General features: G+C 41.0%; 21 protein-coding genes, 4 tRNA genes and 2 pseudogenes. 14 read left to right on the top strand and 13 right to left on the bottom strand.

From position 1 onward, the window contains the following. The first annotated feature begins 189 nt into the window (after positions 1-189). From menA to PUQ00_RS06655, 3 genes are read left to right on the top strand one after another with little or no spacing between them, the layout of a single operon-like run. Positions 190-1,086 carry a 2-carboxy-1,4-naphthoquinone phytyltransferase gene (gene menA / locus PUQ00_RS06665; protein ID WP_300414399.1) on the top strand — a complete coding sequence of 299 codons (897 nt, stop codon included), beginning with the start codon at positions 190-192 and terminating at the stop codon, positions 1,084-1,086. A 13-nt stretch (positions 1,087-1,099) separates the two neighbouring features. Further along, positions 1,100-2,107, top strand: a complete 1,008-nt coding sequence (locus PUQ00_RS06660; RefSeq protein ID WP_300414396.1) for an o-succinylbenzoate synthase — start codon at positions 1,100-1,102, stop codon at positions 2,105-2,107. Further along, entirely contained in the window at positions 2,092-3,519 is a 1,428-nt protein-coding gene (locus PUQ00_RS06655; RefSeq protein ID WP_300414409.1) for a 2-succinylbenzoate--CoA ligase, read from the top strand. The genes PUQ00_RS06660 and PUQ00_RS06655 overlap by 16 nt, the downstream gene beginning before the upstream one ends. A 92-nt stretch (positions 3,520-3,611) precedes the next feature. Here the strand turns inward: PUQ00_RS06655 and PUQ00_RS06650 are convergent, their stop codons facing one another. The 3 genes from PUQ00_RS06650 to PUQ00_RS06640 form a co-directional block, all read right to left on the bottom strand. Continuing rightward, a complete protein-coding gene (locus tag PUQ00_RS06650; protein WP_300414394.1) occupies positions 3,612-4,088 on the bottom strand; it encodes a thioesterase family protein in 477 nt (158 codons plus the stop codon). A 180-nt stretch (positions 4,089-4,268) separates the two neighbouring features. Continuing rightward, positions 4,269-4,730, bottom strand: coding sequence for a type II toxin-antitoxin system VapC family toxin (locus PUQ00_RS06645; RefSeq protein WP_300414393.1), 462 nt, complete (start codon positions 4,728-4,730; stop codon positions 4,269-4,271). Continuing rightward, positions 4,727-4,996, bottom strand: a complete 270-nt coding sequence (locus tag PUQ00_RS06640) for a hypothetical protein (RefSeq protein ID WP_300414391.1) — start codon at positions 4,994-4,996, stop codon at positions 4,727-4,729. The genes PUQ00_RS06645 and PUQ00_RS06640 overlap by 4 nt, the downstream gene beginning before the upstream one ends. A gap of 195 nt (positions 4,997-5,191) precedes the next feature. Between PUQ00_RS06640 and PUQ00_RS06635 the strand changes: the two genes are divergently transcribed. After that, complete coding sequence (locus PUQ00_RS06635) at positions 5,192-6,364, top strand: XRE family transcriptional regulator (protein ID WP_300414389.1); 1,173 nt, start codon at positions 5,192-5,194, stop codon at positions 6,362-6,364. 2 nt (positions 6,365-6,366) lie between these two features. Then, positions 6,367-6,897, top strand: a complete 531-nt coding sequence (locus tag PUQ00_RS06630; RefSeq protein WP_300414387.1) for a hypothetical protein — start codon at positions 6,367-6,369, stop codon at positions 6,895-6,897. Between the two features lie 109 nt (positions 6,898-7,006). Here the strand turns inward: PUQ00_RS06630 and PUQ00_RS06625 are convergent. Next, positions 7,007-7,091 (bottom strand) — tRNA-Ser (locus tag PUQ00_RS06625). 131 nt (positions 7,092-7,222) lie between these two features. After that, a complete protein-coding gene (locus PUQ00_RS06620; RefSeq protein ID WP_300414384.1) occupies positions 7,223-8,143 on the bottom strand; it encodes a TIGR04168 family protein in 921 nt (306 codons plus the stop codon). Between the two features lie 149 nt (positions 8,144-8,292). Here PUQ00_RS06620 and nadA point away from each other — a divergent pair, with 149 nt between their 5' ends. The 3 genes from nadA (at position 8,293) to PUQ00_RS06605 (ending at position 9,636) form a co-directional block, all read left to right on the top strand. Continuing rightward, the gene (nadA, locus tag PUQ00_RS06615) at positions 8,293-9,267 is read left to right on the top strand and encodes a quinolinate synthase NadA (RefSeq protein ID WP_300414381.1); all 975 of its coding nucleotides are present in this window, start codon (positions 8,293-8,295) and stop codon (positions 9,265-9,267) included. A 124-nt stretch (positions 9,268-9,391) separates the two neighbouring features. Continuing rightward, positions 9,392-9,477, top strand: a tRNA-Tyr gene (locus PUQ00_RS06610). Between the two features lie 87 nt (positions 9,478-9,564). Further along, positions 9,565-9,636 (top strand) — tRNA-Thr (locus PUQ00_RS06605). 166 nt (positions 9,637-9,802) lie between these two features. Here PUQ00_RS06605 and PUQ00_RS06600 read toward each other — a convergent pair. Both PUQ00_RS06600 and PUQ00_RS06595 read right to left on the bottom strand, forming a co-directional pair. Continuing rightward, a complete protein-coding gene (locus PUQ00_RS06600) occupies positions 9,803-10,456 on the bottom strand; it encodes a group I intron-associated PD-(D/E)XK endonuclease (RefSeq protein WP_300414378.1) in 654 nt (217 codons plus the stop codon). Positions 10,457-10,528: 72 nt separating this feature from the next. Beyond that, positions 10,529-10,601: transfer RNA gene (locus tag PUQ00_RS06595), tRNA-Arg, on the bottom strand. Between the two features lie 357 nt (positions 10,602-10,958). Here PUQ00_RS06595 and PUQ00_RS06590 point away from each other — a divergent pair. The 4 genes from PUQ00_RS06590 (at position 10,959) to cutA (ending at position 13,976) form a co-directional block, all read left to right on the top strand. Then, positions 10,959-11,618: an Npun_F0813 family protein gene (locus PUQ00_RS06590; RefSeq protein WP_300414376.1), complete on the top strand. Its 660-nt coding sequence runs from the start codon at positions 10,959-10,961 to the stop codon at positions 11,616-11,618. A gap of 145 nt (positions 11,619-11,763) precedes the next feature. Next, a complete protein-coding gene (locus tag PUQ00_RS06585) occupies positions 11,764-12,615 on the top strand; it encodes a hypothetical protein (protein WP_300414374.1) in 852 nt (283 codons plus the stop codon). A 21-nt stretch (positions 12,616-12,636) separates the two neighbouring features. Continuing rightward, entirely contained in the window at positions 12,637-13,638 is a 1,002-nt protein-coding gene (locus tag PUQ00_RS06580; RefSeq protein ID WP_300414371.1) for a transposase, read from the top strand. Between the two features lie 5 nt (positions 13,639-13,643). Beyond that, complete coding sequence (gene cutA, locus PUQ00_RS06575; protein WP_300414369.1) at positions 13,644-13,976, top strand: divalent-cation tolerance protein CutA; 333 nt, start codon at positions 13,644-13,646, stop codon at positions 13,974-13,976. Between the two features lie 64 nt (positions 13,977-14,040). Here the strand turns inward: cutA and PUQ00_RS06570 are convergent. The 4 genes and pseudogenes from PUQ00_RS06570 to PUQ00_RS06555 form a co-directional block, all read right to left on the bottom strand. Continuing rightward, positions 14,041-14,224 (bottom strand): annotated as a pseudogene (locus PUQ00_RS06570) (ADP-ribosylglycohydrolase family protein); the annotation flags it as partial. A 98-nt stretch (positions 14,225-14,322) separates the two neighbouring features. Beyond that, positions 14,323-15,594 (bottom strand): glycosyltransferase, encoded by a 1,272-nt coding sequence (locus tag PUQ00_RS06565; RefSeq protein ID WP_300414366.1) that lies wholly within the window; start codon positions 15,592-15,594, stop codon positions 14,323-14,325. Between the two features lie 135 nt (positions 15,595-15,729). Then, on the bottom strand, positions 15,730-16,671 hold the full coding sequence (locus tag PUQ00_RS06560) for an ADP-ribosylglycohydrolase family protein (RefSeq protein WP_300414363.1): 942 nt from the start codon (positions 16,669-16,671) through the stop codon (positions 15,730-15,732). Positions 16,672-16,758: 87 nt separating this feature from the next. Then, positions 16,759-17,700 carry an ADP-ribosylglycohydrolase family protein gene (locus tag PUQ00_RS06555; RefSeq protein WP_300414360.1) on the bottom strand — a complete coding sequence of 314 codons (942 nt, stop codon included), beginning with the start codon at positions 17,698-17,700 and terminating at the stop codon, positions 16,759-16,761. A 393-nt stretch (positions 17,701-18,093) separates the two neighbouring features. Here PUQ00_RS06555 and PUQ00_RS06550 point away from each other — a divergent pair. Together PUQ00_RS06550 and sir are read left to right on the top strand one after the other, a co-directional pair. Next, positions 18,094-18,632, top strand: a pseudogene (locus PUQ00_RS06550) (hypothetical protein). A gap of 239 nt (positions 18,633-18,871) precedes the next feature. Continuing rightward, positions 18,872-20,788, top strand: coding sequence for a sulfite reductase, ferredoxin dependent (gene sir, locus PUQ00_RS06545; RefSeq protein WP_300414357.1), 1,917 nt, complete (start codon positions 18,872-18,874; stop codon positions 20,786-20,788). Between the two features lie 64 nt (positions 20,789-20,852). Here sir and PUQ00_RS06540 read toward each other — a convergent pair whose 3' ends face one another. Further along, the gene (locus tag PUQ00_RS06540) at positions 20,853-23,603 is read right to left on the bottom strand and encodes an AAA-like domain-containing protein (RefSeq protein ID WP_300414354.1); all 2,751 of its coding nucleotides are present in this window, start codon (positions 23,601-23,603) and stop codon (positions 20,853-20,855) included. Positions 23,604-23,630: 27 nt separating this feature from the next. Next, a complete protein-coding gene (locus tag PUQ00_RS06535; RefSeq protein WP_300414352.1) occupies positions 23,631-25,223 on the bottom strand; it encodes an AAA-like domain-containing protein in 1,593 nt (530 codons plus the stop codon). Between the last annotated feature and the right edge of the window lie 110 nt (positions 25,224-25,333).

The following is a 25,333-nucleotide window of genomic DNA, read 5'->3' as shown; positions in this document are numbered from 1 at the left end:
GTGTTCCTAGAACCTGACAAGGCAGTTCCAGGCTTAGGCTGTAACGTGAGGGTGGAATGTTAACAACACAAGGTTAACGAGCCACAGTAAAAGTGGCAGTTATTTTTAGCTCATGAATATCTAGGGTCTCTTTAAACCAGAAAATCTCAAGTGTGAGTAATATTCCGGCAATTTAATTAATCACAACTGATGACTACCAAGCAGATTTTATATCCCAACACGAAGTTATGGATGGCAGCGATTAAACCGCCAATGTACAGCGTTGCCATTATGCCCATTTGGGTAGGAACAGCAGTAGCATTTGCCGAAACTAAAATTTTCAATGGAGCAGTATTTTCTACTTTTGTAGCTGCGGCAATTTTAATTCTTGCCTGGGAAAATATCAGTAATGATGTCTTTGATTCCGAAACAGGTATTGATCAAAATAAGCACCATTCTCTGGTGAATTTAACAGGCAATAAGCCATTAGTATTTTGGATAGGAAATTTGTCTTTAAGTTTGGGATTGCTGGGCATAGTAGCGATCGCCTTTTGGCAACAAGACGTAACTGTAATCGCTATAATTCTGCTCTGCTGTGGTTTGGGCTACATGTACCAAGGGCCTCCCTTTCGCTTAGGATATCAGGGTTTAGGCGAGATTCTTTGCTTTTTTGCCTTTGGCCCCTTAGCAGTGGAAGCAGCCTACTACAGCCAAACTGAAACTTGGTCAATAACGAGTTTAGCAGCCTCAGTCATTGTCGGGATTGCCACAACCTTAATTTTATTTTGCTCACACTTTCACCAAGTTAAGGATGACATAGCGGCAGGCAAGCGATCGCCTATCGTCCGTCTGGGAACCCAAAAAGGTGCCCAACTCTTAGTTTGGTTTACTGGTAGCATTTATCCCCTCACCTTGCTGTTTGTGTTGTGGGGAATTTCTCCACCTTGGACATTGCTGAGTTGGGTAAGTTTACCCTTTGCCTTGAAATTATGCCGCCACGTTCAAGAAAATCACAACCAGCCGGACAAAGTTAGTAACTGTAAATTCATCGCCGTAGCCGTGCATTTCTGGGCTTGCTTGTTGTTTGGACTGGGATTTATGCTTTAGCAATTACTAATTGATGCGTTATCAATTTAAATTTCGTCCTTATCGGCGAAGATTTGTGCGAACACTGACTACCAATCACGGTAATTGGGATATTCGTGAAGGTATTATCCTCCGTCTTACCGATGAAACTCTTAAAGTCGGCTGGGGAGAAATTGCCCCCATTAGCTGGTTTGGTTCCGAAACCCTAGAACAAGCCTTAGATTTTTGTCGCCAACTCCCACCAGAAATCACAGACGAGATAATTTTCTCTATCCCAGATGAGTTACCTGCTTGTCAATTTGGCTTTGAGTCAGGGCGAAAGTGGGGGAGTGGGGAGTGGGGAGTGGTGAGTGGGGGAGATGAGGGAGATAATTTTATAACTCCTAACTCTTCACTCTTCTACAGTGGCTTATTACCAGCCGGGGAAGCGGCTTTAAATCAATGGGAAACGTTGTGGCAGCAGGGATATCACACGTTTAAGTGGAAAATTGGTGTGTATGCGATCGCTGATGAACTAGAAATTTTTGAGTCACTGATACACACCTTACCAGCCTTTACAAAACTGCGATTAGATGCCAACGGTGGACTTACCTATGAAGAAGCTAACTTATGGTTGTGGACTTGTGACAATCTCAAGAGAAATGGAGAAATAGCCCTAGAAATTGAATTTATCGAACAACCGCTACCCGTTGAGCAATTTCAGCAGATGTTGGAATTGAGTATCAGTCATGAAACTGCGATCGCTTTAGATGAATCTGTCGCCACACTTAGGCAACTCGCAGCTTGTTATCAACAAGGTTGGCGAGGGATTTTTGTGATTAAGCCTGGGATAGTCGGATCACCATCTCGTCTGAGAACGTTTTGCCAACAGCATAAAATTGATACTGTATTTTCATCAGTATTTGAAACTGCGATCGCAAGACAAGCAGCGCTCCAACTAGCAGCCGAATTATCCCGAAACAACAGAGCAATTGGTTTTGGCATCAACCATTTTTTTGAACAAGAAGATACGTGGCTTCAAAGTTTATGCAACGACCTTTAGACTATCTTAATAACCTTGCTCAGGATGATTGGCTTATCGGTTACAACAGCCGTCAATTTCATCAAATAGCTCAAGAATTATATTTAGAACTAACACAGTTATCAGCGTATGGAACACCACCAAAAATTATCTTAGCCGAACGCGAACCAGTACGGTTCCTAGCAAGTTTTATTGCTGCTTGTGCAGCTAATTGTCTAGTTTTTCTTTGTAACCCCAGCTGGGGAACACAAGAATGGCAACAAGTCCTTGATTTAGTACAGCCAGATATTATTTGGGGAGTAGGAAATAGGAATATTTACCAATGCCCCATGCCCAATACTTCTCTACGAGAGGCTGCGCCAACGGCAAAGCTCAGTACAAGTGCCCCATGCCCAATGCCCCATTCCATTATGATTCCCACAGGTGGTTCATCAGGACAGATTAAGTTTGCCATCCACACTTGGGAAACTCTTGCAGCGTCTGTACAAGGATTTACAGAATATTTTCAATTAAAGCGAGTTAATTCATTTTGCGTGTTACCGGTATATCACGTTAGCGGTTTAATGCAATTTATGCGCTCTTTCACCACCGGAGGTAAACTGACAATTCTGCCATTCAAAGCAGTAGAAGCAGGTCAAATATTAAATATTAAACAATCAGATTTTTTCATATCTTTAGTACCAACACAGTTACAACGACTCCTAGAAAATCCAGAAGTAACTGAATGGTTATCCCAATTTAATACTGTACTTTTGGGAGGTGCGCCAGCATGGAACGAACTATTAGAAAAAGCTAGATTTCATCGCATCCGGTTAGCACCAACCTATGGGATGACAGAAACCGCCTCTCAAATTGCTACCCTCAAACCAGATGATTTCCTGAGCGGTAAAATGAGCAGTGGTCAAATTCTTCCCCATGCAAAAGTAACTATTCACAATCAGCAAGGCGAGATTTTAAATTCCAATCAAATAGGAAATATTACCATTCATGCTCAATCTCTAGCCCTTGGCTACTATCCTATAACCAGAGAAAATGATGATATTTTCCAAATAGATGATTTAGGTTTTTTAGACGACAAAAATAATTTAAATATAGTCGGACGTAACAGCGAAAAAATTATTACAGGTGGAGAAAATATTTACCCGGCAGAGATTGAATCAGCTATACAAGCAACTCAAATGGTTGCCGATATTTGTGTCATCGGCATCCCAGATAAATACTGGGGACAAGCATTAACAGCAATTTACATTCCCAAACAATCAGATACCTCTGCCTTAAAAATCCAAACCCTACTTAAAGACAAACTTAGCAAATTTAAAATCCCAAAATATTGGATTCCCCAGCAAAACTTGCCCCGTAACTCCCAAGGTAAAATTAACCGCCAACAGTTACAGCAAATAGCCACAGAATTCCTCCAAAATCCCATCACATAATCTCTCTCAACTTTCTTCTCTCTGCGCCGCGCCAGTTGCTTCAACGGGGGGAACCCCCCTTCGGATGACGCTTCTACGTCGCTACCGCTACGCTAACACCAGTCGCCTACGGCGGGAAACCCGCCTACAGCGCTGGATTCACCGCAACGCACTGCCTTCTCTGCGTCTGTGCGGTTCGTTTCCAACCATTGGATTATCTCTTCAGATAATTCCTGCTTACTTCTACTATTCACATCAATACAAACATGCCTAGTAATAGCTTTAGCGACTACCACCTCAGCCACCGTAATTTCGTAAGTAATTTCAAACTTATCAATACCTAGTTTTTGAGGTATTAAACTAATTAGTAACTTGTCCCCGCCAAACATAGGGCGGAAAAAATCGACACTAGTATGAACAATGGGGAAAGCCACAGACGGATTCGTGAAAAAATCTTTGAGATTAATACTTGATGCTTCTAGAGATTCTTCATAAGCTTCATGGCAAATATCCAAAACGTTAGCAAAATAAACTACCCCAGCAGCATCAGTATCTTGAAAGCGAACCGTGCGGTTATAAGTAAAAGGCATTTTTGACAATTGAATATTAAAAAAACAGCAAGTTTATTGCCTGCTCTACAAACTAATTTTATTGCAACTAAGTAAGTCGGTGATAAAAATTCAATTTCCCCAGTTGTGAGTTTGTATCGATTTGTTTAGCCTGATCCAATGCTTTGGGGTTAAATATAAGGTGAGGAAAGGCGATCGCTTTTATATTAACGGCAATGTTGGTACATCGAAATCATTAAACGAGCAGATATTGTAAGACGAAGCCACTAAAGCCTTCACTAGCTTCCCATCGAGAGTCAGCAAAGTAGCACCTACCTGCTGTGAAAGTGCGACATAAGAGCCATCGTAGGCGGAGATTCCATAATTTAATGCGATGGCAACTGCATCCGTCATCAAATCAGCTGTGGAGACAACGCGCAAAGGGAAGTTTTTGAGAGTTGCTAAATCTGCTGGTACATCAACAACAGCATAAAGTCTGGCGCGGACATACTTCCAGATGATGTTGCCACACTCAATGTAAAACAAGTCTGGGACAAAGATCGCAGTTTGAGGATTGGCAAGATGAGCAAACAGTTGATTAACTTTCGGAGTTAGTGGATCATCTGGTATAAATTGCTTAATAGCTACACTTGCGTCTACAACACACCTGAGAGGGATAGTCATCTGTCTCGGTCTTCTCGGATTAAGGCAGTACTATCAGGCCATTCCAAATCTGTCTGGCGACTCTCACGCCGAAGGCGGATTTCCTCTAAGAGTTTTGGGACATTTTTTCGTCTTTCGTCTTCAGTTAACTGTGTTTTTGTCTTCTGCAAGGCGTTCTGCAATATTGTAATAACTTGAGCATCAACTGAGCTATTTTCAGCTTTAGCTAATTCTTGCAGGTGTTCGTATAACTCATCAGGTATATTTAGCACATGAAGGGTAGCCATTGATTGAACTCCCAAAAGAATTTATTGGTAATGGTAGCACGATGGGAGTTTGGGGAGTGGTGATCGCTTAGTCAATGGTAAAAATATATTATGATCTTGAGCTTATACGCAAAAATTGTGTATATTATAGAACGAAAATTGCGATTTTAAGTTTATTGATGCGAAGGTCTTGCCAGCTAATTACGAAAATTAACCATGACATTCGACTATGCTTTGCTAGGTAAAAAGCTGCGAGAAGTGCGAGAAGACTTAAAAATTGATGTTCTAGAAGCAGCTGCTCGACTACGAATAAGTGTAGATGACTATGTAAAAATTGAGTCTGGGCAGAAGAAAGCAACAGGTGATCAAGTTGTCTTACTAGCAAGTCTGTACCAAGAAGATTTTCGCTATTTTGTTACTGGTGATTATCCTTCGGCAAGATCACAAATAACAGAAATGTTTCGCCTCAATGCATCACTTTCTAAAAATGATCGAATAGCAATTCAAACTTTTGTAAGGCTGTGCGAATATGAAAATTTACTAGAAAAAGAAATCTTGAACAAGAAGTATAATATTCTTCACAATTATGGTAAACACCAATTTCGTCATAATTATTTTAAAAGACAAGGTGAAGAGGCGGCCAGTTTTGAAAGAGAACGTTTGCTTTTAGGAATATCACCGATTAGAGATATTTTTGAACTTACAAGAAATCAAGGTATTCATGTTTTTAAACGTCAACTAGAAGACCGAAATATATCTGGACTATATATCAATCATCCTACAGCAGGTCACTGTATTCTGATTAACTATCTTGAGGACATATACCGCCAAAACTTTTCAGCAGCGCATGAATACTGCCATGCTTTGTTTGATTCAGAGCTTGGTCAAGAGGTAAGTTATTTGGATAAAGAAACTAATAAGTTTGAATGGCGAGCCAATAGTTTTGCTCGGAACTTTTTACTTCCTAAAAAAATCATTGAAGAAGATTATCATCCAGTCATAACAGATGATGATTGGATAAATGTAATTCGCCAAATTGCCACACGTTTTTATGTTAGTTCTCAAGTAGTTGTTATTCAGCTTAAAGAGATGGACTGGATTGATGAAGACTTGAAAAACCAGCTAATGAATGAAAGGCGTCTTGTTATTAAATCAATAGAAAAATTTGATCCTGAGCTTCCGCCTGATTTATCAACAGGACAAAAGGAACGCTTAACACAAGTCATTCGCAATGGTCTTTCTTGGTATTTTATTGAACTATGTATAGAAGCCTATAGGCGAAAAGAAATTACTTACCATAAAGTATTAGAAATGTTTTCGTTACCTTTGGAGCAAGGATATCAAATATTAAATGACTTTAGAACTTTTCTAGAGGTAACAGAACTGTGATCATGATTGTAGCTATTGATACGTGTGCAATTATTCATTTAATGTATATTCAGCGTTTTTACCTCTTGAAAATACTAGGTTTTTCTGCTGTTATCACTACAATCTATGTACAGATAGAGTTTGAAAAAGGATACCCAATTAGCCATGATTATTTTTTTGAGTTAATTGATAAAAAAGAAATTTCCAAATATCCTTTGCAAATAGAAGATTTAGTTGAAATGGCTAACATTCCTCAATCGAAAAGAGCAAGCGATGCTGAATTATCTTGTTTTGTAATCGCAAAACGTATGGGTTGGAAGGCTATGACTGATGATAAGACAGCCTGCAATTATATTCAAAGGTATATTTCAATGTCACAAGGAAGTGTAATTAGTTTGGTGGATATATTATTAGATGCATATTCCAAATATCACTTAGGTGATAATGAACTACGCTCGATACAAACAACCTTAAAAGAAAACAATTTTCATATAAAGATGGATTTGGTTTTCGAGGGTACAAGAAGAAGATTAATGACTGGAAAATCAGTTTAATATTCATCAGTAGCAAGAACTTAAAATTAATTACGAGTTCGTACTTTCCTCACTCGGCAAGCAAAGTTCAATAGTCCACACATATGACAAATTATCACAAATCATTCAACGGAGAGGGGGAGATTCGAACTCCCGGAGGTTTTAGCCTCATCCGATTTCAAGTCGGACGCAATCGACCACTCTGCCACCTCTCCAATAAATCTGTCAAACTTGTGCTTACCCTACTTTCAGACGCTGTTCAGGCGCTTTTGTTGGTTAGCACTAAAGCTGACAGATAATACTATATCGTATCATCTACGCAGATTGCACAACTGGATGCGAATGTCTACGACACACTACGCGATCGCTCGTACAAAATTTCCTCTGAAGCCACCTGGAAGTCATTGCCCACCCAAAATAGGGAAACTTGCGAAACCACACCTGCCTCTAGGGTGACAATGGAAAAATTACGCAATTTCTCGCTGCCATTTTCCACAATCCGGGGCACAGTGGCTGCATTCAAGTAAATTGTCCCCTCTGGACTTCTAAAGATGGGCTTACGCTGCACCTTCTTGGTATGGCGTAAATCTCGGTGCATATGACCAAATGTCACCAGGGGAATGGTTTTACCAGCAGTCAAGGCTTGAGAAATCGCCTCGCCAAAATCTGGATCGCCAAAGTCGCCGCCAATTGGATGCCAGTCTTTGCCACACGGGTCTTCGGGGCGATCGCCTAACCCACTAGGCCCATTGTGACCCAAAAATATAATTGTCTCATAAGCGGCGCTTTTAACTGCTTTGAAGATGCGATCGGCAGATTCTTCCAAACTCGTCACACCGTAACGTTCTTTACAGATTTCCGCGAATTTCCACTCTGGGCCACCCCAGGTAAAGGGACGACCCCCCACTACAGTTAAATTCCAAGCGGGAAAATCCAACTTACCGTAACCAACATGGGACGGGCCTAATAAATCGAGTTGTTCCTGTACCCAGTCTTCCTTAGAGCGGTCATAAGGAGCCTTTTTACGTCCCCATTCGGTGGCGGTGTACCAGGCATCGTGGTTGCCCATCACGGCTGCTTTGGGAATATCGAGGGAGGCGATCGCTCTGACCACTTCCACCGACTCATTGCCAAAATCCCCCACAAACAGCGCTAAGTCAACACCCAGATGCTTGAGTGCAACGCCATCTTCCACTTCCCATTGGTCGTGAATATCTCCAACTACAGCAATTTTGAGGTTTATCGATTGAGTTTTCTGACTGGTCATGCCACTTTCCTTGCCGTCTATCTCCAGGATATGAAACTCAGCCCGATTTGGACACAACCCCAAAATATCAACCGTCCACTATTTTTGGTAAAAACTACTATAATTGATTCCACAGGACATAAATTTGCAATTTAGAGCACCCCCTAACTGTGTTTACCACTGCACTAGCTCAACGAGAAAAAACCCAACCGGGTGAACTACCACTAGATTTGTTTGCCGCTATTGAGAGTCTCAAAAAAGAACTCAACGCAGTTATCCTGGCACATTATTATCAAGAGCCAGATATTCAGGATATTGCAGACTTTATTGGGGATTCATTACAATTGGCGAAAGCCGCAGAAAAAACCAATGCGGATGTGATCGTCTTTGCTGGTGTTCACTTCATGGCAGAAACAGCAAAGATACTTAATCCCGATAAATTAGTACTTTTACCAGATTTGAATGCTGGTTGTTCTTTAGCCGACAGTTGTCCACCAGAGGAGTTTGCAGCTTTTAAGGCAGCGCATCCAAATCATCTGGTGGTGTCTTACATCAACTGCTCTGCTGACATTAAGGCGATGAGCGATATTATTTGCACAAGTTCCAACGCTGTGAAAATTGTGCAGCAGATACCGCAGGAACAGCCGATTATTTTTGCCCCAGATCGGAATTTGGGGCGATATGTCATGGAACAGACCAGACGAGATTTGGTGCTATGGCAAGGTAGCTGTGTTGTCCATGAAACCTTTTCCGAAAAGAAGATTGTCCAGTTAAAAATTGCTCACCCAGAAGCAGAGGCGATCGCACACCCAGAATGTGAAAGTAGTGTATTGCGCCACGCCAGCTTTATTGGCTCCACAGCCGCTTTACTCAAGTATTGTCAAAACAGCCCCACCAAAGAATTTATAGTTGCTACGGAGGCTGGAATCATTCACCAAATGCAAAAACTAGCTCCTGACAAGCATTTTATTCCTGCTCCGCCAATGAATAACTGTGCTTGTAACGAATGTCCTTTTATGCGGTTAAACACCCTAGAAAAGCTTTACTGGGCAATGAAAAATCGTACTCCCGAAATTACCATGTCAGAGGATATTCGCCTTGCTGCACTGCGACCAATGCAACGAATGCTGGAGATGAGTGTGTAACTAGTATTTTTTATACATATGGTAGAGACGCAGTTTTGTGGCGATCTCTACCCACAAGTTATTTTTTCTAACCACTTGCAATTTCTAAAAGATGGTGCTAATATTATTAATCGTGAGACAAATCGGGTCGGTGTCCGAGTGGTTAATGGAGACGGACTGTAAATCCGTTGGCTAGCGCCTACGCTGGTTCAAATCCAGCCCGGCCCACCACTTGCGAAGTTATAGGTTATAATGACTGGGTAAAGAGCAAAGATCCCAGCATTGTAACTTACAACTGATGAATCAAAATTGCATTTCGCCCGTGTGGCTCAGTGGTAGAGCACACCCTTGGTAAGGGTGAGGTCACGAGTTCAATCCTCGTCACGGGCTTTTTAAATTGATAAAATAATCAACGCCAAGTTAAGGGTTTTAGCTTTCCAGAGGTATTTAAAGCTGAGAAAAGTAAGTTTTTTACTTGATATTTTGACTATGATTTGACTATGAATCCAAAATTTTAGGTATCAGGTGGGTATCATAACTCTATTTTGGTTTCTTTTCAAGACTCTAATTTACTATAGGCTTTCTTAACCCAATATCCTCTGGGTGGCTTTTCTACCCCATAAGCCTTACACCATTTTTCTACAGCCTTATCAGACACCCCCAAATCTCTCCCAATTTGTGCGGTTGGCTTTTCCCAAACTAGTTTTCCTAGTTCTTCTTTAGATGGCCTTTCAACTTTTCTGGTATGAATTCTAGAGTCTGGGTTAACCTTTCTAGTTGTTAAATCAACGCCAAACTCCTTGTAGGTTCGCTTAAGTGCTACTTCAGTTAAATCTTTAAAATCTTCCCACCAGTAAAAAGGATTGGGTGATTTAGGTGGCGTTGTCCTGATACCGCAACCGCCAAACTTGATTGATGGATACACTACTTTGTTTATATCTGGCAAATAAAGGCCATAGAAATCAAAGTCATCAGATTTGTACTTTTTCTCATGACAACCATTCTTGTCTGCCCAATTGCTTTTATTTTTCAGTGTGCCATCGCTACTGTATTTAGCTTGAATTCTGTAACATTTGCCATCTTTGTAGGCAATCAAATCAAAGGGTGCATGTTCAGTTACCACTGGTACAAAAACCGAATATTCTTTCTCGACTAAATCTGCTATTACTTTAGCAGCTGCTAGATCACCCTTATCTTTTGTGTGGTGCATTTATATGAACTCTTAAGCCTATTTGGTAAATTACCATGAAAAGGCTTCTTTAGGGTTCGTATTAAGTTAAAACGAGCGCGGCAGGGTTCGAACCTGCGACCAACGGATTAGAAATCCGTGGCTCTATCCACTGAGCTACGCGCCCAACATAAATTAATGGCTCCTCAAGGAGTCACCTACATTATTATATCGTCTTCACCTACCAAGAAGCAATCGAAAATTGCAGATTTACCACTAGCAAGGCTAAGATGCTAGTCGCTAGTTAGTCAATCTACACCGAAAACAAAACAGATGGGGTATTGCTTTAGATATATTGTTTTGTCAAAAGGTTATTTGCCCGTTAGCGCCAACGCCCTCTGGGTGGCTAGCTTCGGGAAGGATCTGGCGATCGCTAGGTTCATTTCCACAGTAAACTAGGTAATTTCAGCCTTGGCGATGCTGCCAAATGCCATTATATATTCCATATTAAGAGTGCCCCTGTGAGGAGTTATTTGCTAGTGCCATGTTTATTCTCAAACGGCAGGATGTTGAAATATCAAGCATTCAGCACCCAAAAAAGGATCAGCAGGTGCCGATCCTCAGTTATCAAGGGCAGACTTTTCGCTTGATTAGTGTCTTCAAAGCTAGTCAAGAGGAAGAAGCTAGAGCCTTATGGAGAGAATTAACGGATAACCGGGGTAAAGCCTGTGTTTTACTAGAGGAACCGGAACGCTTTAGCGTCTGGGGTAAAATCCGTTTAGAGCAGCTGGGTAATGACACAGGTGGTCATGGTAAAACGGGGATTTTAATCCAAGCCAGTATTTTGCTGTTGCAAGGTGTTTATATCGATATTGAAGAGTTTTTAGGTGCTAAACAAGCTGCATTATTTCAAAAAGATATTGCCGAAGTATTACAGCAGAAGCAATTTCCCCAAGTATCTTCCCTAGAAGCAGTTAAATATTTAGTATCTACAAATCCTTTGCCTACAGCCAAAATGCCTCATTGGCAAGAAAACCATGTAGTTACCCTGTTACAAGAACTCCATCGATTAGGAAAGGTATATTTTGGCAACGCTAATTTTACCAAACAAGTGATTTATAAGCTAGAAGATATGCCAGAAACCGAGCGCTCGCTGTTTCTCAGTTGGCTAAATCAATCGCCACTGGGTAAAGTATGGCAGTAGCATGGCAATTCTTTAACAAACAAACCTCCCGCCACTGGCACTTGCTTTTGGTGTTCGGTTGTGTATTACTTGGCAGACACACCGCTTAGATATACAGTCCTTTAACTCAAAATACTGCCAGAGTGCATCTACATAGTCAAGCCCTATGAATAACTCTTACGAGAATTCGTTCCTTTCTAAATCAATTTTCACCACTCAGAACATTGTCTTAGCTAATATTGGCTGGGCCGTACTCGCACTGTTATACTTTTTGTTGTTTAGTGCCAAAGTTCCCGGAGCAGATGGCATAGAAAGCCGGGCCGAGTGGTATGTGATTGGCACAAATATTTTTGAAGCTTTAGCTTATTTGGGTGCTAGTATCTTATGCTTGAGGAACTGGCTGAGTCCGCAAATCGTCAGTGGCCGGAATGTTTGGCTCTTAATTGGCTTAGGTATGCTTTCCTATTTCGTTGGAGGGATAATTTTTGGCTATACCGAAATAGTTTTAAAAGATGAACCGGATGTGTCTTTAGGCGATATATTTTTTGTACTGACTTATCTATTACTTGGCGTAGGCATGATTTTAGCTGTGGCTTCCAGGCGAATCAACCTGGAAAAATGGCAGTGGCTAATTGTGTTAGGAATTGCAGTATTCGGTAGTTTGTTGGCATGGTGGATTTCTATGCAACAGGAAAAACCCTCACAACTGCTAGTCGCTATTTTGAACTGGTTTTATGTAGTTAGCGATGTGGTTTTGTTAATTATTGCTACCACTCTGCTGTTAGCCTTTTGGGGGGGAAGAGTTTCCCAGTCTTGGCGAATGATTGCAGCAGCGGCCTTTTCGCTCTACATTGCAGATATGTGGTTTAAATACGCCCAAGGCCCCAATTATCAAAGTGGGGAGATATTAGAGGTGTTTTGGGTGTTTAGTGGAGTGTTATTTGGCATGGGCGCTGTCTTAGAATATGACGCATCATTAAGACGAACGCGGCGTACCGGCGGACGGAAACGAACTTAGTAAAGATTTTTGGTATCTACCGTGAGAAAACTAACAGACTCTGACAAGCAAGAAATTCTTAAGTTATATCGAGAGACTGCCGAAACAACCTCAACTTTGGCAGACCGCTATGGTGTGAGTAACTCGACAATTAGTCGTCTACTCAAAAGCACTTTGCCAGAAGATGAGTATGAATACTTGGTCTCTTTAAAGCGGGCTGCGAGAACTCCTGAGGGAAGGGCACAGGTAAGCTATGAGCAGTTACCACTGCTGATTGAACCAGAGCCTGAGGTAGAAGTTCCACCCAGCGAAAGCCAACCCTTGGAAGTGCCAAAGGTTGAGCCACTACCACGTCGGATAATTCATGTAGAGCAGGAACTTTACTCAGAGGAAACGGCGGAGTCAATCGCTGCTAGTAGACGAGTGCGGCGACGTCCCTCGGCATCGGAAAAACCGAAGCTCCGAATCACAGAGAAATTAGAAACTCCAGAGGTAAGGCTGCCGGAAATAGTCAGCATCCCCATCCCACCACTAAAGAATGAACATCCAGGTGCAGCCGTCATCGCGCACATGCTGGGCGATGATTTGCTAGACGAATCAGAGGATTTGGATGATTTAGAAGATGATGATTTAGAAGATGACGACTTTGAGGAAGAAGACTTTGATGATGATGACCTAGATGAGCAAAGACCTTTAGTCACAAAACGAAGACCAGGTGAAGCATCAGTTCAAGTTTTACCTCTATCTGTTGCTAATTTGCCGAAAACGTGCTATTTGGTAATTGACCGTTCCTCGGAATTAATTACGCGACCTCTGAAGGACTTTGGTGACTTGGGACAAATTCCCAGTCTGGAAACCCAGCAAAAAACTCTGCCGGTGTTTGATAACCATCGCGTCGCCAAGCGCTTTTCTACGAAGCGCGATCGCGTGATTAAAGTTCCAGATAGTAAAATGCTCCATAAGGCTCGGACTCATTTGCAAGCTAAGGGCATCACGCGACTGCTGATTGATGGTCAGGTCTATTCCTTGTCTACGACGGTTTAGAGGTTATGGAGACACCTACTGGCTATGGTGTGGTATTGGTGACAGCTGGCAACATGCAGGAGGCAGAAGCAATTGCAAATGCCCTTGTGAAAGCTAAACTCGCTGCTTGTGTGAGTCTGTTACCAATCCACTCAATTTACAGCTGGCAAGGGGAACTGCATAATGAGCAAGAATGGCAATTACTGATTAAAACTGATTTGGCGCAATTTCCGGCAATGGAGGCCAAAATTAAGGAAATGCATTCCTATGAAGTGCCAGAAATTATTGCTTTACCAATTGTTGCCGGTTCTCAAGCCTATTTGCAGTGGATTTCTCAGCAAGTTAAAAGTAAAAAGTGAGGAGTCAAGATTTTCATAACTCCTCACTCCTCACTCTCAACTACTAACTCTAAGCGTAAACAGCGCAAAAAGTCAGCGAACTGTCATCTCCATGTACCAGCAGGAACATCCCAAGTTCCATAACCCAGCATCGATATGACTGGAGATTTTACTCGTTCAGCACGGCTGGTGGACTCCACTGGCACACCCAACGCATCACCAACACATAAACCTATCAAACCGGACAACGTTTTGGCAGCGGTTAGCATTGTTCAACCAGCATGAAACTTTTCTACAACTGATTTTACTTGCGAAAAGCCGTTGATCAAATAATTGGTATAGTTTATAATTCCAAACTAGCTGTAGACTAGGGTGTTGACTCTAAAAGCTGATTTTCGATTGCATCACATGCCACCTTAACCCCATTTTCTGCTTGGATAATACGTCCGATGTCTGCTGCTTTAGCAGCATAGTTGGGATTTTCTAACAATTCACGCAATTGCTTGGCTACCCGTTCTGCTGAATACTGTTTTCGATGAATTGTCCGTGAACTTCCCAAGCGTTCAACTCTTGCTGCATTGTCAGGTTGATCGTGGCTGTAAGGCATTATTAGTGTTGGGCGACCTGCCCGTAATACTTGAGCCGTTGTACCAATGCCACCTTGATGCACGATCGCACAAGCACGCGGAAAAATTTGAGAATATGGAACATAACTCATGGCAAGTATGTTCTCTGGTAGATCCTCTGGAGGAGTATTTTTACCCATCAATAAAACAGCACGGCAGTTCAGTTGCTTTGCAGCTTGAACACTTTCCTGATAAAAATGACCAGGAGTCATCACTGCGGCTGAACCTAAAGTAAAAACAATTGGGGGATCGTCCCTATCCAAAAACTGCTGAAGTTTTGGTGCAAGTTCTGTCTCACCTTTGTTGCCATCATAGAATGCAAATCCGGTGAGCACTGTATTTTTTGCCCAATCGGGTTGAGGCTTTGCGAATACTGAAGAGAACAGTGCTAATACAAGATAAGGTGAATATTTATCATCAATGAATGGATTTCCTGTGAGAGGTGGCAAGTCAAGCTCGCGTCGCAATTGGTGGATCGGCTCTGCCCAGGATTTAGACAACACTTTTGATAATTGAATGATGCCTCGGTTAGCGAGAGAACCTAGCCCCCGTAACTTGGCAAGAAATGGCAGTACAGGCAAGACAGATGGATCATAAACCGAAAGAAATGAGGCAGGCTGTAGAACAGCGAACGCCCACGGAATTTCTAATTTTTCTGCTACCAATCGAGCCGCCACAACTCCTTCACCTGTAACGATGAAATCTCCATCTTTTGCACCATCCATCAAATCGGTATAGGTTTCACGCAAACTCGCACAAACCCAATTTTTGATGACATACTCTGTGCCCGTTTTCAGATCCATCATCCGCGCCATTTCTTGTGGATCATTAAGTGCAGTGTTATCAGGGCGCATCCGATGAAACTCGAAACCGAGAGCCTCAATTTTGTCTTGATATTCTTTATGAGTTGCAAATACGACATCATGACCGCGCTTTTGTAATTCAAGTGCGATCGCAATTTTGGGATGCAAATCACCAAAAGAGCCGATGGTAGTTAAAACAATTCGGCTCACTACTGCGCCTCTCGGTTAATGACACCGTATAGATATACTTGCTTGATCTTAAAGCCTCGCTGCCCCAACAGTAAAATTGGAGTACCACCCTTACCGAGATATGAAGCAGCCCAACTTATAATTTCTAATTCCAAACTAGCTGTAGACAGCCCTTGCAAAACGCTCTGCTAAGTAAATAATGTCTTGTGTGCGAGCAATTTGGTTCATCCATTGTCTGGGAATATTTTCCACGCCGTAGTAAATTCCTGCTAACCCACCAGTGACAGCAGCAGTAGTATCAGTATCTCCGCCTAAGTTGACAGCTTTCAGTACTGCTTCAGAATAAGACGAGCTATTTAACAAACACCACAGGGATGACTCCAAGGTATCAATTACATAGCCACCAGAATTAATCTCTTCTACTGGTAATTTAGCAATCTCACCACTCAAAACTCTGCCAAAATGCGGCTTCTCTAACAAAAATTCCCGCACAGAATAAATTGTTTGGATATCTTGTAATCCTTGTAAATAAGCTGTTTGCAGGTCAGCCCCTTCCAAGAGCGCCACTGCAATACTAATATAAATGCCGCAGGCCATCTGCGATCGCGCATGAGCATGAGTAATCGCCGAAACATCATGCACCCGCCCAATCAATTCATCTAGAGTTAAATTTTTGTGACAATAAGCCATCGGCAAGATTCTCATCAAAGAACCATTACCATTACTATTTTCACTAGTACCACCTGCTTTCAGAGGTGGAGTTCCTTGTTTCCAGTTGAGAATTGCTAAAAATGTGGTGTTACCGATATCAAATACTTCACCTTGAGGAGTCCAGTAACTTTCGTGATACCAGCGCCAGAAGGAATTAGCAATCGCATCTAGTGAAAATCCCTCACAAAGACATTCTGCTAAACAAAAGGTCAGCGAACTGTCATCTGACCACGTACCAGCCGGAACATCCCAAGTTCCATAACCCAGCATAGATATGACAGGAGATTTTACTCGTTCAGCGCGTTGGGTGAACTCCACTGGCACACCCAACGCATCACCAACACATAAACCCATAAAACCAGACAACGTTTTGGCAGCGGTTAGCATTGTTCAACCAGCATGAAACTTTTCTACAACTGATTTTACTTGCGAAAAGTCGGTGAGCGAATGCTTGGTATAATTTATAATTCCAAACTAGCTGTAAACAGCCCGTGTAAAACGCTCTGCCAAGTAGATAATGTCCTGCCTACGAGCAATTTGGTTCATCCATTTTTGAGGAATATTTTCCACCCCATAATAAATTCCCGCTAAACCACCGGTGACGGCGGCGGTAGTATCGCTATCTCCACCTAAGTTAACAGCTTTCAGTACCGCCTCAGAATAAGACGAGCTATTTAATAAACACCACAGGGACGATTCTAAGGTATCAATCACATAGCCACCAGAATTAATCTCTTCTACTGGTACTTTGGCAATCTCACCACTGAAAATTCTGCCAAAATGCGGCTTCTCTAACAAAAATTCTCGCACAGAATAAATTGTTTTGATGTCTTGCAATCCTTGTAGATAAGCTGTTTGCAGGTCAGCCCCTTCCAAGAGCGCCACTGCAATACTAATATAAATGCCGCAGGCCATTTGTGATCGCGCATGGGCATGAGTAATCGCCGAAACATCATGCACCCGCGCCAGCAATTCACCTAAAGTTAAGTTTCTGTGACAATAAGCCATCGGCAAGATTCTCATCAACGAACCATTGCCATTACTATTTTCAACCTTGCCACCCGCCTGATGGGGAACAACTCCCTGTTTGAGGCGCATAATTGCTGTATGAGTAGTTTGACCAATATCAAAGACATCGCCACGGGGAGTCCAGTAAGCCTCCTTGTACCAGCGCCAAAAGGAATTGGCTATAGCATCCAACGAATACCCTCTACAAAGACATTCTGCCAAGCAAAAGCTTAACGAACTGTCATCTGACCAAGTTCCTGGTGGTTGCTTCCATGTGCCATAACCCAACATCGTTGTGACTGGAGATTTTACTCGTTCAGCACGGCTAGTAAACTCCACTGGCACACCCAATGCATCACCGACACATAAACCCATCAAACCAGACAACGTTTTTGCAGCGGTTAGCATTAATTAATCTCCACGAGAAGTGCTAAAAATTAACTTTATAGATTCCCTCTATAGCTTGTTGCAACAGATGCTACAGCCTACTTTTCATCCTATGTAAAAAGCTCGGTAAGAAATTGCTAATCGGGTATTTTATTTACACATCCAGACTTGGTTTGAGTTCCAATTATTGTGACAGTTTGAAAAGCGTCTATCTCTGGATCAAAAACCAGGATGATAAAGATATTGAAATGTAATTATCACAGCTTATTTATTATTATAAGGGATAGTTACCTTGTAAGCTTTCTGCATCAATAACAACACTCATTTCCGAAAATATGGGAATGGTTTGGAACATTCTTGTACCATTTTCGACCTGGAATATATAAGTAAAAAATACAAAATTTTGTCAAAATTATGAAACGCTTACTCAAGTCTTTCGTGACAATTTCTGCATTGTCTTCCTTAATAGTTACTCCTCTTGTTCTATCAGCTGGTCAAGCTTCTGCTGAAATCAAAAAAGGTACTGATGCTAGTTATGTTGGTGCTGGTGTTGCAGCTGGCGTTACCAGTGGCGACAAGGTATCAACGATGATGCCACCTTTGGCGGTAATGTCACAGGTCGCTTGAAGTTGGGAAATACGCCATTTTCTGCACGCGGTAATGTCCTCTGGAGTGATAAGACAAGTGCTATCATCCCAGAACTTTCTCTGGATGTGCCCATCGCTAATAGAACCAATGCCTATTTAACTGGTGGTTATTCTTTTGTAGAGAAAGATGGCTCACCAACTCCTATAGGTAATAGAGATTCAGTAGTGCTAGGTGCTGGTGTTGAATCGGAAATTGCTAACAACTTCCTCGTCTATACTAATGCCAAAGTCGGACTTGGTGCTTACCAAAATAGCGATGCTTCTGCTGTTAGCATTAATGGTGGTATTGGCTATCGCTTCAAATAAAAAATTATTGAGTCCTCAGTCGCTCTATACTTTACTAAGTACTCAGGACTTAGCACTTCTTCACTCATTACTGCAAAAAGCTGGTTTTGTTAAGTGTTACATCACTGACAAAGCCGGCTTTTGCCGTGGTAAAATTGAAATATTCCTCATTATTCCGGCCGGATTACCGGGGATCAATTAGCCGAAGGGTGCTGATTCGGCGTCTACTAATGCTTTATTGAGAATACTATACAAGTCTAATGGTTAAATCTGCTCCTTCCCCCATCGCTAGCCGTAAGCCTTCCAAAGTAGAAGGAATCAAGGAAAATAGTAATTTTTTGCGTGAACCTGTAGCAACTGAGATCCTTCAAGATACTACCCATTTTACCGAAAATGCCGTGCAGCTTTTGAAGTATCACGGTTCTTACCAGCAGGATAACCGCGACAACCGCCTCAAGGGACAGGAAAAAGATTACCAGTTTATGCTGCGGACAAAAAATCCGGGTGGTTTGGTACCACAGCAGCTGTATCTGGCTTTAGATAAAATAGCTGATGAGTATGGCAACCACACCTTACGAGTAACTACCCGTCAAGGTTTCCAAATGCACGGTATTTTAAAGAAAAGTCTAAAGACAGCAATTGCCACCATTGTCAAGAATCTGGGTACGACTTTGGGAGCTTGTGGCGACATCAACCGCAACGTGATGGCACCACCAGCCCCCTTTAAGAATCGCCCAGAGTACCAGTATGCTTGGGAGTATGCCCAGAATATTGCTGACTTGCTCTCAGCACAGACAGGCGCTTATTACGAAATTTGGCTAGATGGGGAAAAAGCAATTAGTGCTGAAGAAAACCCAGAGGTGAAGGCGGCACGACAGCGCAATGGTAATGGCACAATTATCCATGACAACGAAGAACCAATTTATGGCACGCACTATATGCCCCGCAAGTTTAAAATTTGCGTGACAGTGCCAGGGGATAATTCGGTTGATTTGTATTCCCAAGACCTCACCTTGGTAGTAATTACCAATAAGAAGAAACAATTAGAAGGATTTGACATTTTTGCTGGTGGTGGCTTAGGTAGAACACACGGTAAAGAAGAAACTTTCGCTAGGCTAGCAGACGAGATTGGTTATGTAGCTAAAGATGATGTCTACGACATAGTGAAAGCAATTGTTGCTACCCAGAGAGATTATGGCGATCGCACTGATCGTCGTCATGCCAGGTTAAAATATTTAATCAACGATTGGGGCGTAGATAAATTCCGTACCCAAGTTGAAGAATATTTCGGTAAACCAATTGAAGCCTTCAAACCACTGCCAGAGTTTAAATATCACGACTTCCTCGGCTGGAATGAACAAGGTGATGGCAAGCTATTCTTAGGAATTTCCATTGACAATGGTCGAATCAAGGATGAAGGTTCGTTTCAACTGAAAACCGCCTTGCGGGAAATTGTCGAGCAGTTCAACTTACCTATCCGCCTGACACCCAACCACAACCTGATTTTTTACGATATCGAACCAGATAGCAAGCAAGCTATTCAAGACATTCTCAGCCGTCACGGTGTCGGAGACGACCCTAGTAAAATTGAACCTTTAGTACGGTATGCAATGGCTTGTCCGGCTTTGCCCACTTGCGGCTTGGCAATCACAGAATCAGAACGGGCAATACCAGGGATTTTGGAACGGGTTCGCGCCCTATTAGATAAAATAGGTTTACAAAATGAACATTTTGTGGTAAGGATGACAGGATGCCCCAATGGCTGCGCTCGTCCCTACTTAGCAGAGTTGGGCTTTGTCGGTAGCGCTCCCGAATCTTACCAATTATGGTTAGGAGGTTCGCCAAATCAGACTCGACTGGCGCAACCTTACACAGAGAAGCTGCACCATAATGATTTAGAAAGCTTCCTAGAGCCGATTTTTGTTTACTTTAAGAAATCTCGGAAATCGAAAGAAAGCTTCGGTGATTTTTGCGATCGCGTTGGTTTTGATGCCATCCGCGAATTTACTGCCACCTACGACCCCCAAACAGCCAATGCTGCAAGCAAATCACGCCATCGGGTAAATTTGAAAGAAGAGGTTTATAGTAAGTTGAAGGAAGTAGCCCAAAGCCAAGGTAAGCCGATGACTCAGTTGGTGAGTGAAGCGCTAGAGGCTTACTTCCAGAATCTTTCGTAAGCCTAGTATTTTTGTGTGGCAGACATTTCCTCTGCCACAAATAAGCAAAAAATGTTTCCTGTATTCAGTTTTCCGGCACTTGCTCAAAACGAAATCCACCCCCTTCAATACTTCCACATTTTTTTCTAATACCTTCAACTGCTTTGACTAAAACTGGTTTAGCATCTTTCCGTTCACCATTGATGAATTGGAGTCGCTCACCTGAAGTTTTCTCAGGTGGTAGCTTAATGGATTTTAACTTTTCAATTACATCCTTTCGCTGTTCACTTGCATTCTTTTTAGATAGATCAGATTTTGATACGGCTGCGATAAAAGCCTGAGTAGCATCATAACTAGAAGCTGTTGCCCAGTCAATTTTATCATCCCATTCACGGCAAGCTCGCTCTGCAAATTCTTTTGAACTTTTCTCTTCAGGAAACCAGGGAACTGTCAATATTAAACCTTCAATATTTTCTTTAGCTTGTTTTAAAATTTCTGAAGTATACAGAGTTCCTCCTCCCAACAATGGTAAATTCCTTAATTCTGGATAGACGTTTTTTTTATAACTAACAATTTTAATTACAGTAGAAACTGATTCTGTATTTGGGAAAAAAACAACCGCATCTGGATGATTTATAGAAGCGAGATTTTCCAGAAATTCTCCCTTTAAGTTTCGTTGTGAATCTTCCAAATCTATAGATGATCGAACTTTCCCACGTTGTTCCTTAAACGAGGCTTCAAACTTTTCTTTGATGTCTTTACTGTAAGCATCTCTATTATAGTAAATAACAACTTTTTTTATATTATCCTTGATAGCATAATCGGCTAAGTATTTAGCAGCAACTTTAGTAGAAAGGATTGTCCTGAAAAAACCTTTACCTTGTAATTCCGTACTAGCGCTAGTAGCGGCTATCATTGCCAAATCATTATTTTGATATACCTCAAGTGCAGATTTACTAGCTTGGCTAGCATTGTGACCAATCACTGCTAATACATCTGAGTCTTTAATTAACTCTTTAGCAACTTTTCGAGCTTGATCTGGATTATTACTATCATTGGCTATCCTGACATTCAAAAGTCTACTTTTAAAACCAACTTTTTCCTTCGACTCATTAAACTCATTTTGGGCTAGAGCGACTCCTCTCAACATTGCAATAGCAGATGTTCTTCTCGCATACATAGGTACAACTACAGCCACGGTTATAGGCTTGAGGTTAATCTTTTTTGCCTGTTCTTGGGCTAAGGAATTATTGTAATAAATTACTACTTCAGGATCACTTTTGTCTATATCTTTAGATGTTTTAAAAAACTCTATTGCTTTTGAATAATCACCTTTATTGAAAGCTTCGACCCCTTTATTTTGATAAGAAATTTCATCACCTAAAAAGAAAGACTTTTCTCCTTGGCTAAAGAGTTCTGGATTTAAAACGTAAGGTACACGCAACCACTCTGATTGAATTGTTTTTTGTAATTGAAATACACTTACTCCATTAATAATCATCATACTGACAGTTATTCCTGCAAGTAAACGCTGAAAACGTTCTTTTTTTTGAATTTTAATTCCTAAATTAACTATTTCTAGTACTTGGCTAGCATCAATAAATTGGTAATCTTCAATATTCAGAATTTTACCATCACGCCATGCAATTGCTTTTTGTAATTCTTGACCTTGCAATAGTGATGATTTATCTTGACGGTTAGATGATAACCATCTCAGTAATTGTTCTTCATAGGGTCGCATCTCTGCTAACATTTCAGCAACCCAATTAGAATTAAATACTGATTCATAAATGAAGTTATAAACCTTTAATTTACCATTCCTTTCTTCTAGCAAACCAGACAGAATTAGTTCACTTTGTTCTAAACTGTCATTTACTGGTAATTCTTTATTTTGCAAAACTTTAAGATATAATTTAAGCAATTTGACAAGAGGTTCTTTACTATTAATAATCCTATTATGAATAGTTCTTAAATGTTGTGGTTCATCCTGGTATTCCCAATTTTCAATTATTCGTAATTTTACTAATCCCTCTATCCACTTAGAGATTAACTTTTCATCACTAGAAATGATATTTTCATGATCTGCAATTATTTTGAATATTTTTTGTGTGAGAAATGGTTGTCCGCCAGTCCATTTGAGTATTTCTTTAAGAATATATTCAGCAATTCTAGGGTCATTGACTTTACTTTCTAATCCTCTAGTTAAAGGTCGAGCTTCCTGTAATGAAAAACCATTTAATTGGATTGCTTCGCCAATATTAAAGGGTGTGCGTCGCGTATCTTGGATTAATTGAGATGGTGTAGCTACTCCTAGTAATGCAAAAGTAATTCGTTCATAAATTCGGTTATTAGCGCGCTCATTATAACAGGATCTAATAAAAGCAAAAAAATCATCAGTGGGGAAATCCAAACTTAGAACAGTGTCAATCTCATCTATAAAAATAACAATTTTTTGCTCAATTTCTGTTAATAACTTCTTCTCGAAAAAAGAATTTAATCGATCTAATGGAGTTAAATCTGATAACAACTCTGTTTGTAAATTAAATTTATCTGCGATATTTTTAATTAAACTATTATACCATTGTTCCTCAGTAAACCCTTTAGTCCCAAGCTTATCTAGGCTGATTACTACACATTTAAAGCCTGCTGTTTCTAAATTGTTCTTTACTCTTACCCGCAAGCTAGATTTACCCATCTGTCGAGAGTTAAATACATAGCAAAAATCACCTGCTTCCAGTTTCTCATAAAGGTTTCTGTCAGCTTGTCGCTCTATATAACTAGGATCGTCAAGATTTAAATCTCCACCTACATGATAATATTTTTGTCCTTGATTCATTGTTTATTTAACCTATTTTGCTAGTAACTATTCAAGAAAAACTCGAAAATACGACCGATACAGTTTACAACGTGGCTGAACACAATTACCCTGGAACTTGACTAATCCCAAATAGTACAAAGAGATGGCAATTCTCGGACGCAGCTGAACTGGATTGTTTTCATTCGCCGATATGACTTGAATGAATGCTGTTTTTAACTCTGGATTATTTTCAACCTTTTCTAAAAGTTCTTGTAGATGATTTTTGTATGCTCCTGCTAGGGTTGGAGCTTCTTCTAAAAATTGCTCAAGGGAGTTTTGATGCGATTTAATATGGTCAATACCAGTTGTTAACAGATTTGGATGTCCTCCTACCATATCCATTAATCGCTCAACTTGTTCAATGTTCCAGTTTAGTCCATATAGCTCGACTAAACGCTGTACCTGCTCCTGCTCAAAGTCTGGTAAATCAATTACTAAACGTAGATTAGCAAGAGGTGAGCTATTGATATCTAGCGAGGCATAAACTTCTGTAGAATGGGCAATTATCAAACGGAGTCTTTTCCAGATTTGACTCTTTACATCGCCGTACCTTGCCATATCATAAAAACTTCGGAGTAGTCTACAAAATTCTTGAGAAAGTTCATTTTGCTCAAAAATTAAATCAACATTATTCAAGGCTAATACCAAATAGTTAGCAGTTTTTGGTAATAAGTATTCCTGAAAGTAACCGATGGTGTTCTCCATAGGAGTCCATAGATTGTCCCAACGCTCATTTACTTGATTAGTTAAACCTAGCTCTTGGCTAACAGCAGCACAGAATAAGCGTAAAAATCTCTCCATATCGGTTTTAGTTAGGGTATTTATTAACCTGCTGCAATTCAACGTTACAGTTTGATAATTATTTGCTGTCGCATAGGTGAGAATCCTATTCACCAAATATGTTTTTCCCATTTTATCTGGTGCTTTAATTCGGATGAGAGCGCCTGGTTCTCTAATTTCCTGATAACATTGCTCTTCAATTGCAGGGCGTTCTATATAAAAATTACTAGAGGATTGCTTGGCTATCTTTCGACGAATAACTGGAGTTAGTTCTTCAGAAATACCTTCTAGTTGAATCTCTACACACCCAAACCTAAAAGCCTCTTCATAGGGTCGATTTGCACCTCGTGCTTTGTAAAAACCCACAGAAAATGCGATCGCCGCTCTATCCCCAATAGCAGTATTCATCCCGATGACAAAAGGGATATGCTGGACTATAGCCTCCGCCTGAATCACTGAATGACAAGCATTGAGAAGCACACACTGGACTTGATTAGCTACTAATTCAAACAATGCAGCTAAAGCTTGGGGCTTGACCGGTTGCACTTGACCAAATGTATTCTCAAAGCAAAGCTCACCCGTACTTGCACCATGTCCCGAAAAATGCACAATATCAGGCTGAAAATCCAATATTTTTTGGCTGACATCTCCAGGACGTGCAGATAATCCGTACTCTAGCTGAAATCTTTCTCGTTGGTTAGCTAGTTGTAGTCTTTGCTGGATTTCTCGCAACTCTTGCTGTAAACGCAGTCTAGACGTATCAGTAGGTTCAGCCGTTAAAAACAAAATTTTCATCTGGCGATCGCTGGCGTAAGTCATCCAAAACCGTTCCTAAAGTTTAATTAATTGCCTGCATTGTTTTTCACTCACAGTTCCGGTTTAGCATACTTACGAGAAACTACTGAAGTGATTCTACTTGATTTTAATGT

The sequence above is a fragment of the Nostoc sp. S13 genome (assembly GCF_029379315.1).
Lineage (GTDB): Bacteria > Cyanobacteriota > Cyanobacteriia > Cyanobacteriales > Nostocaceae > Nostoc.
This window is presented reverse-complemented; position numbering and strand designations above follow the sequence as displayed.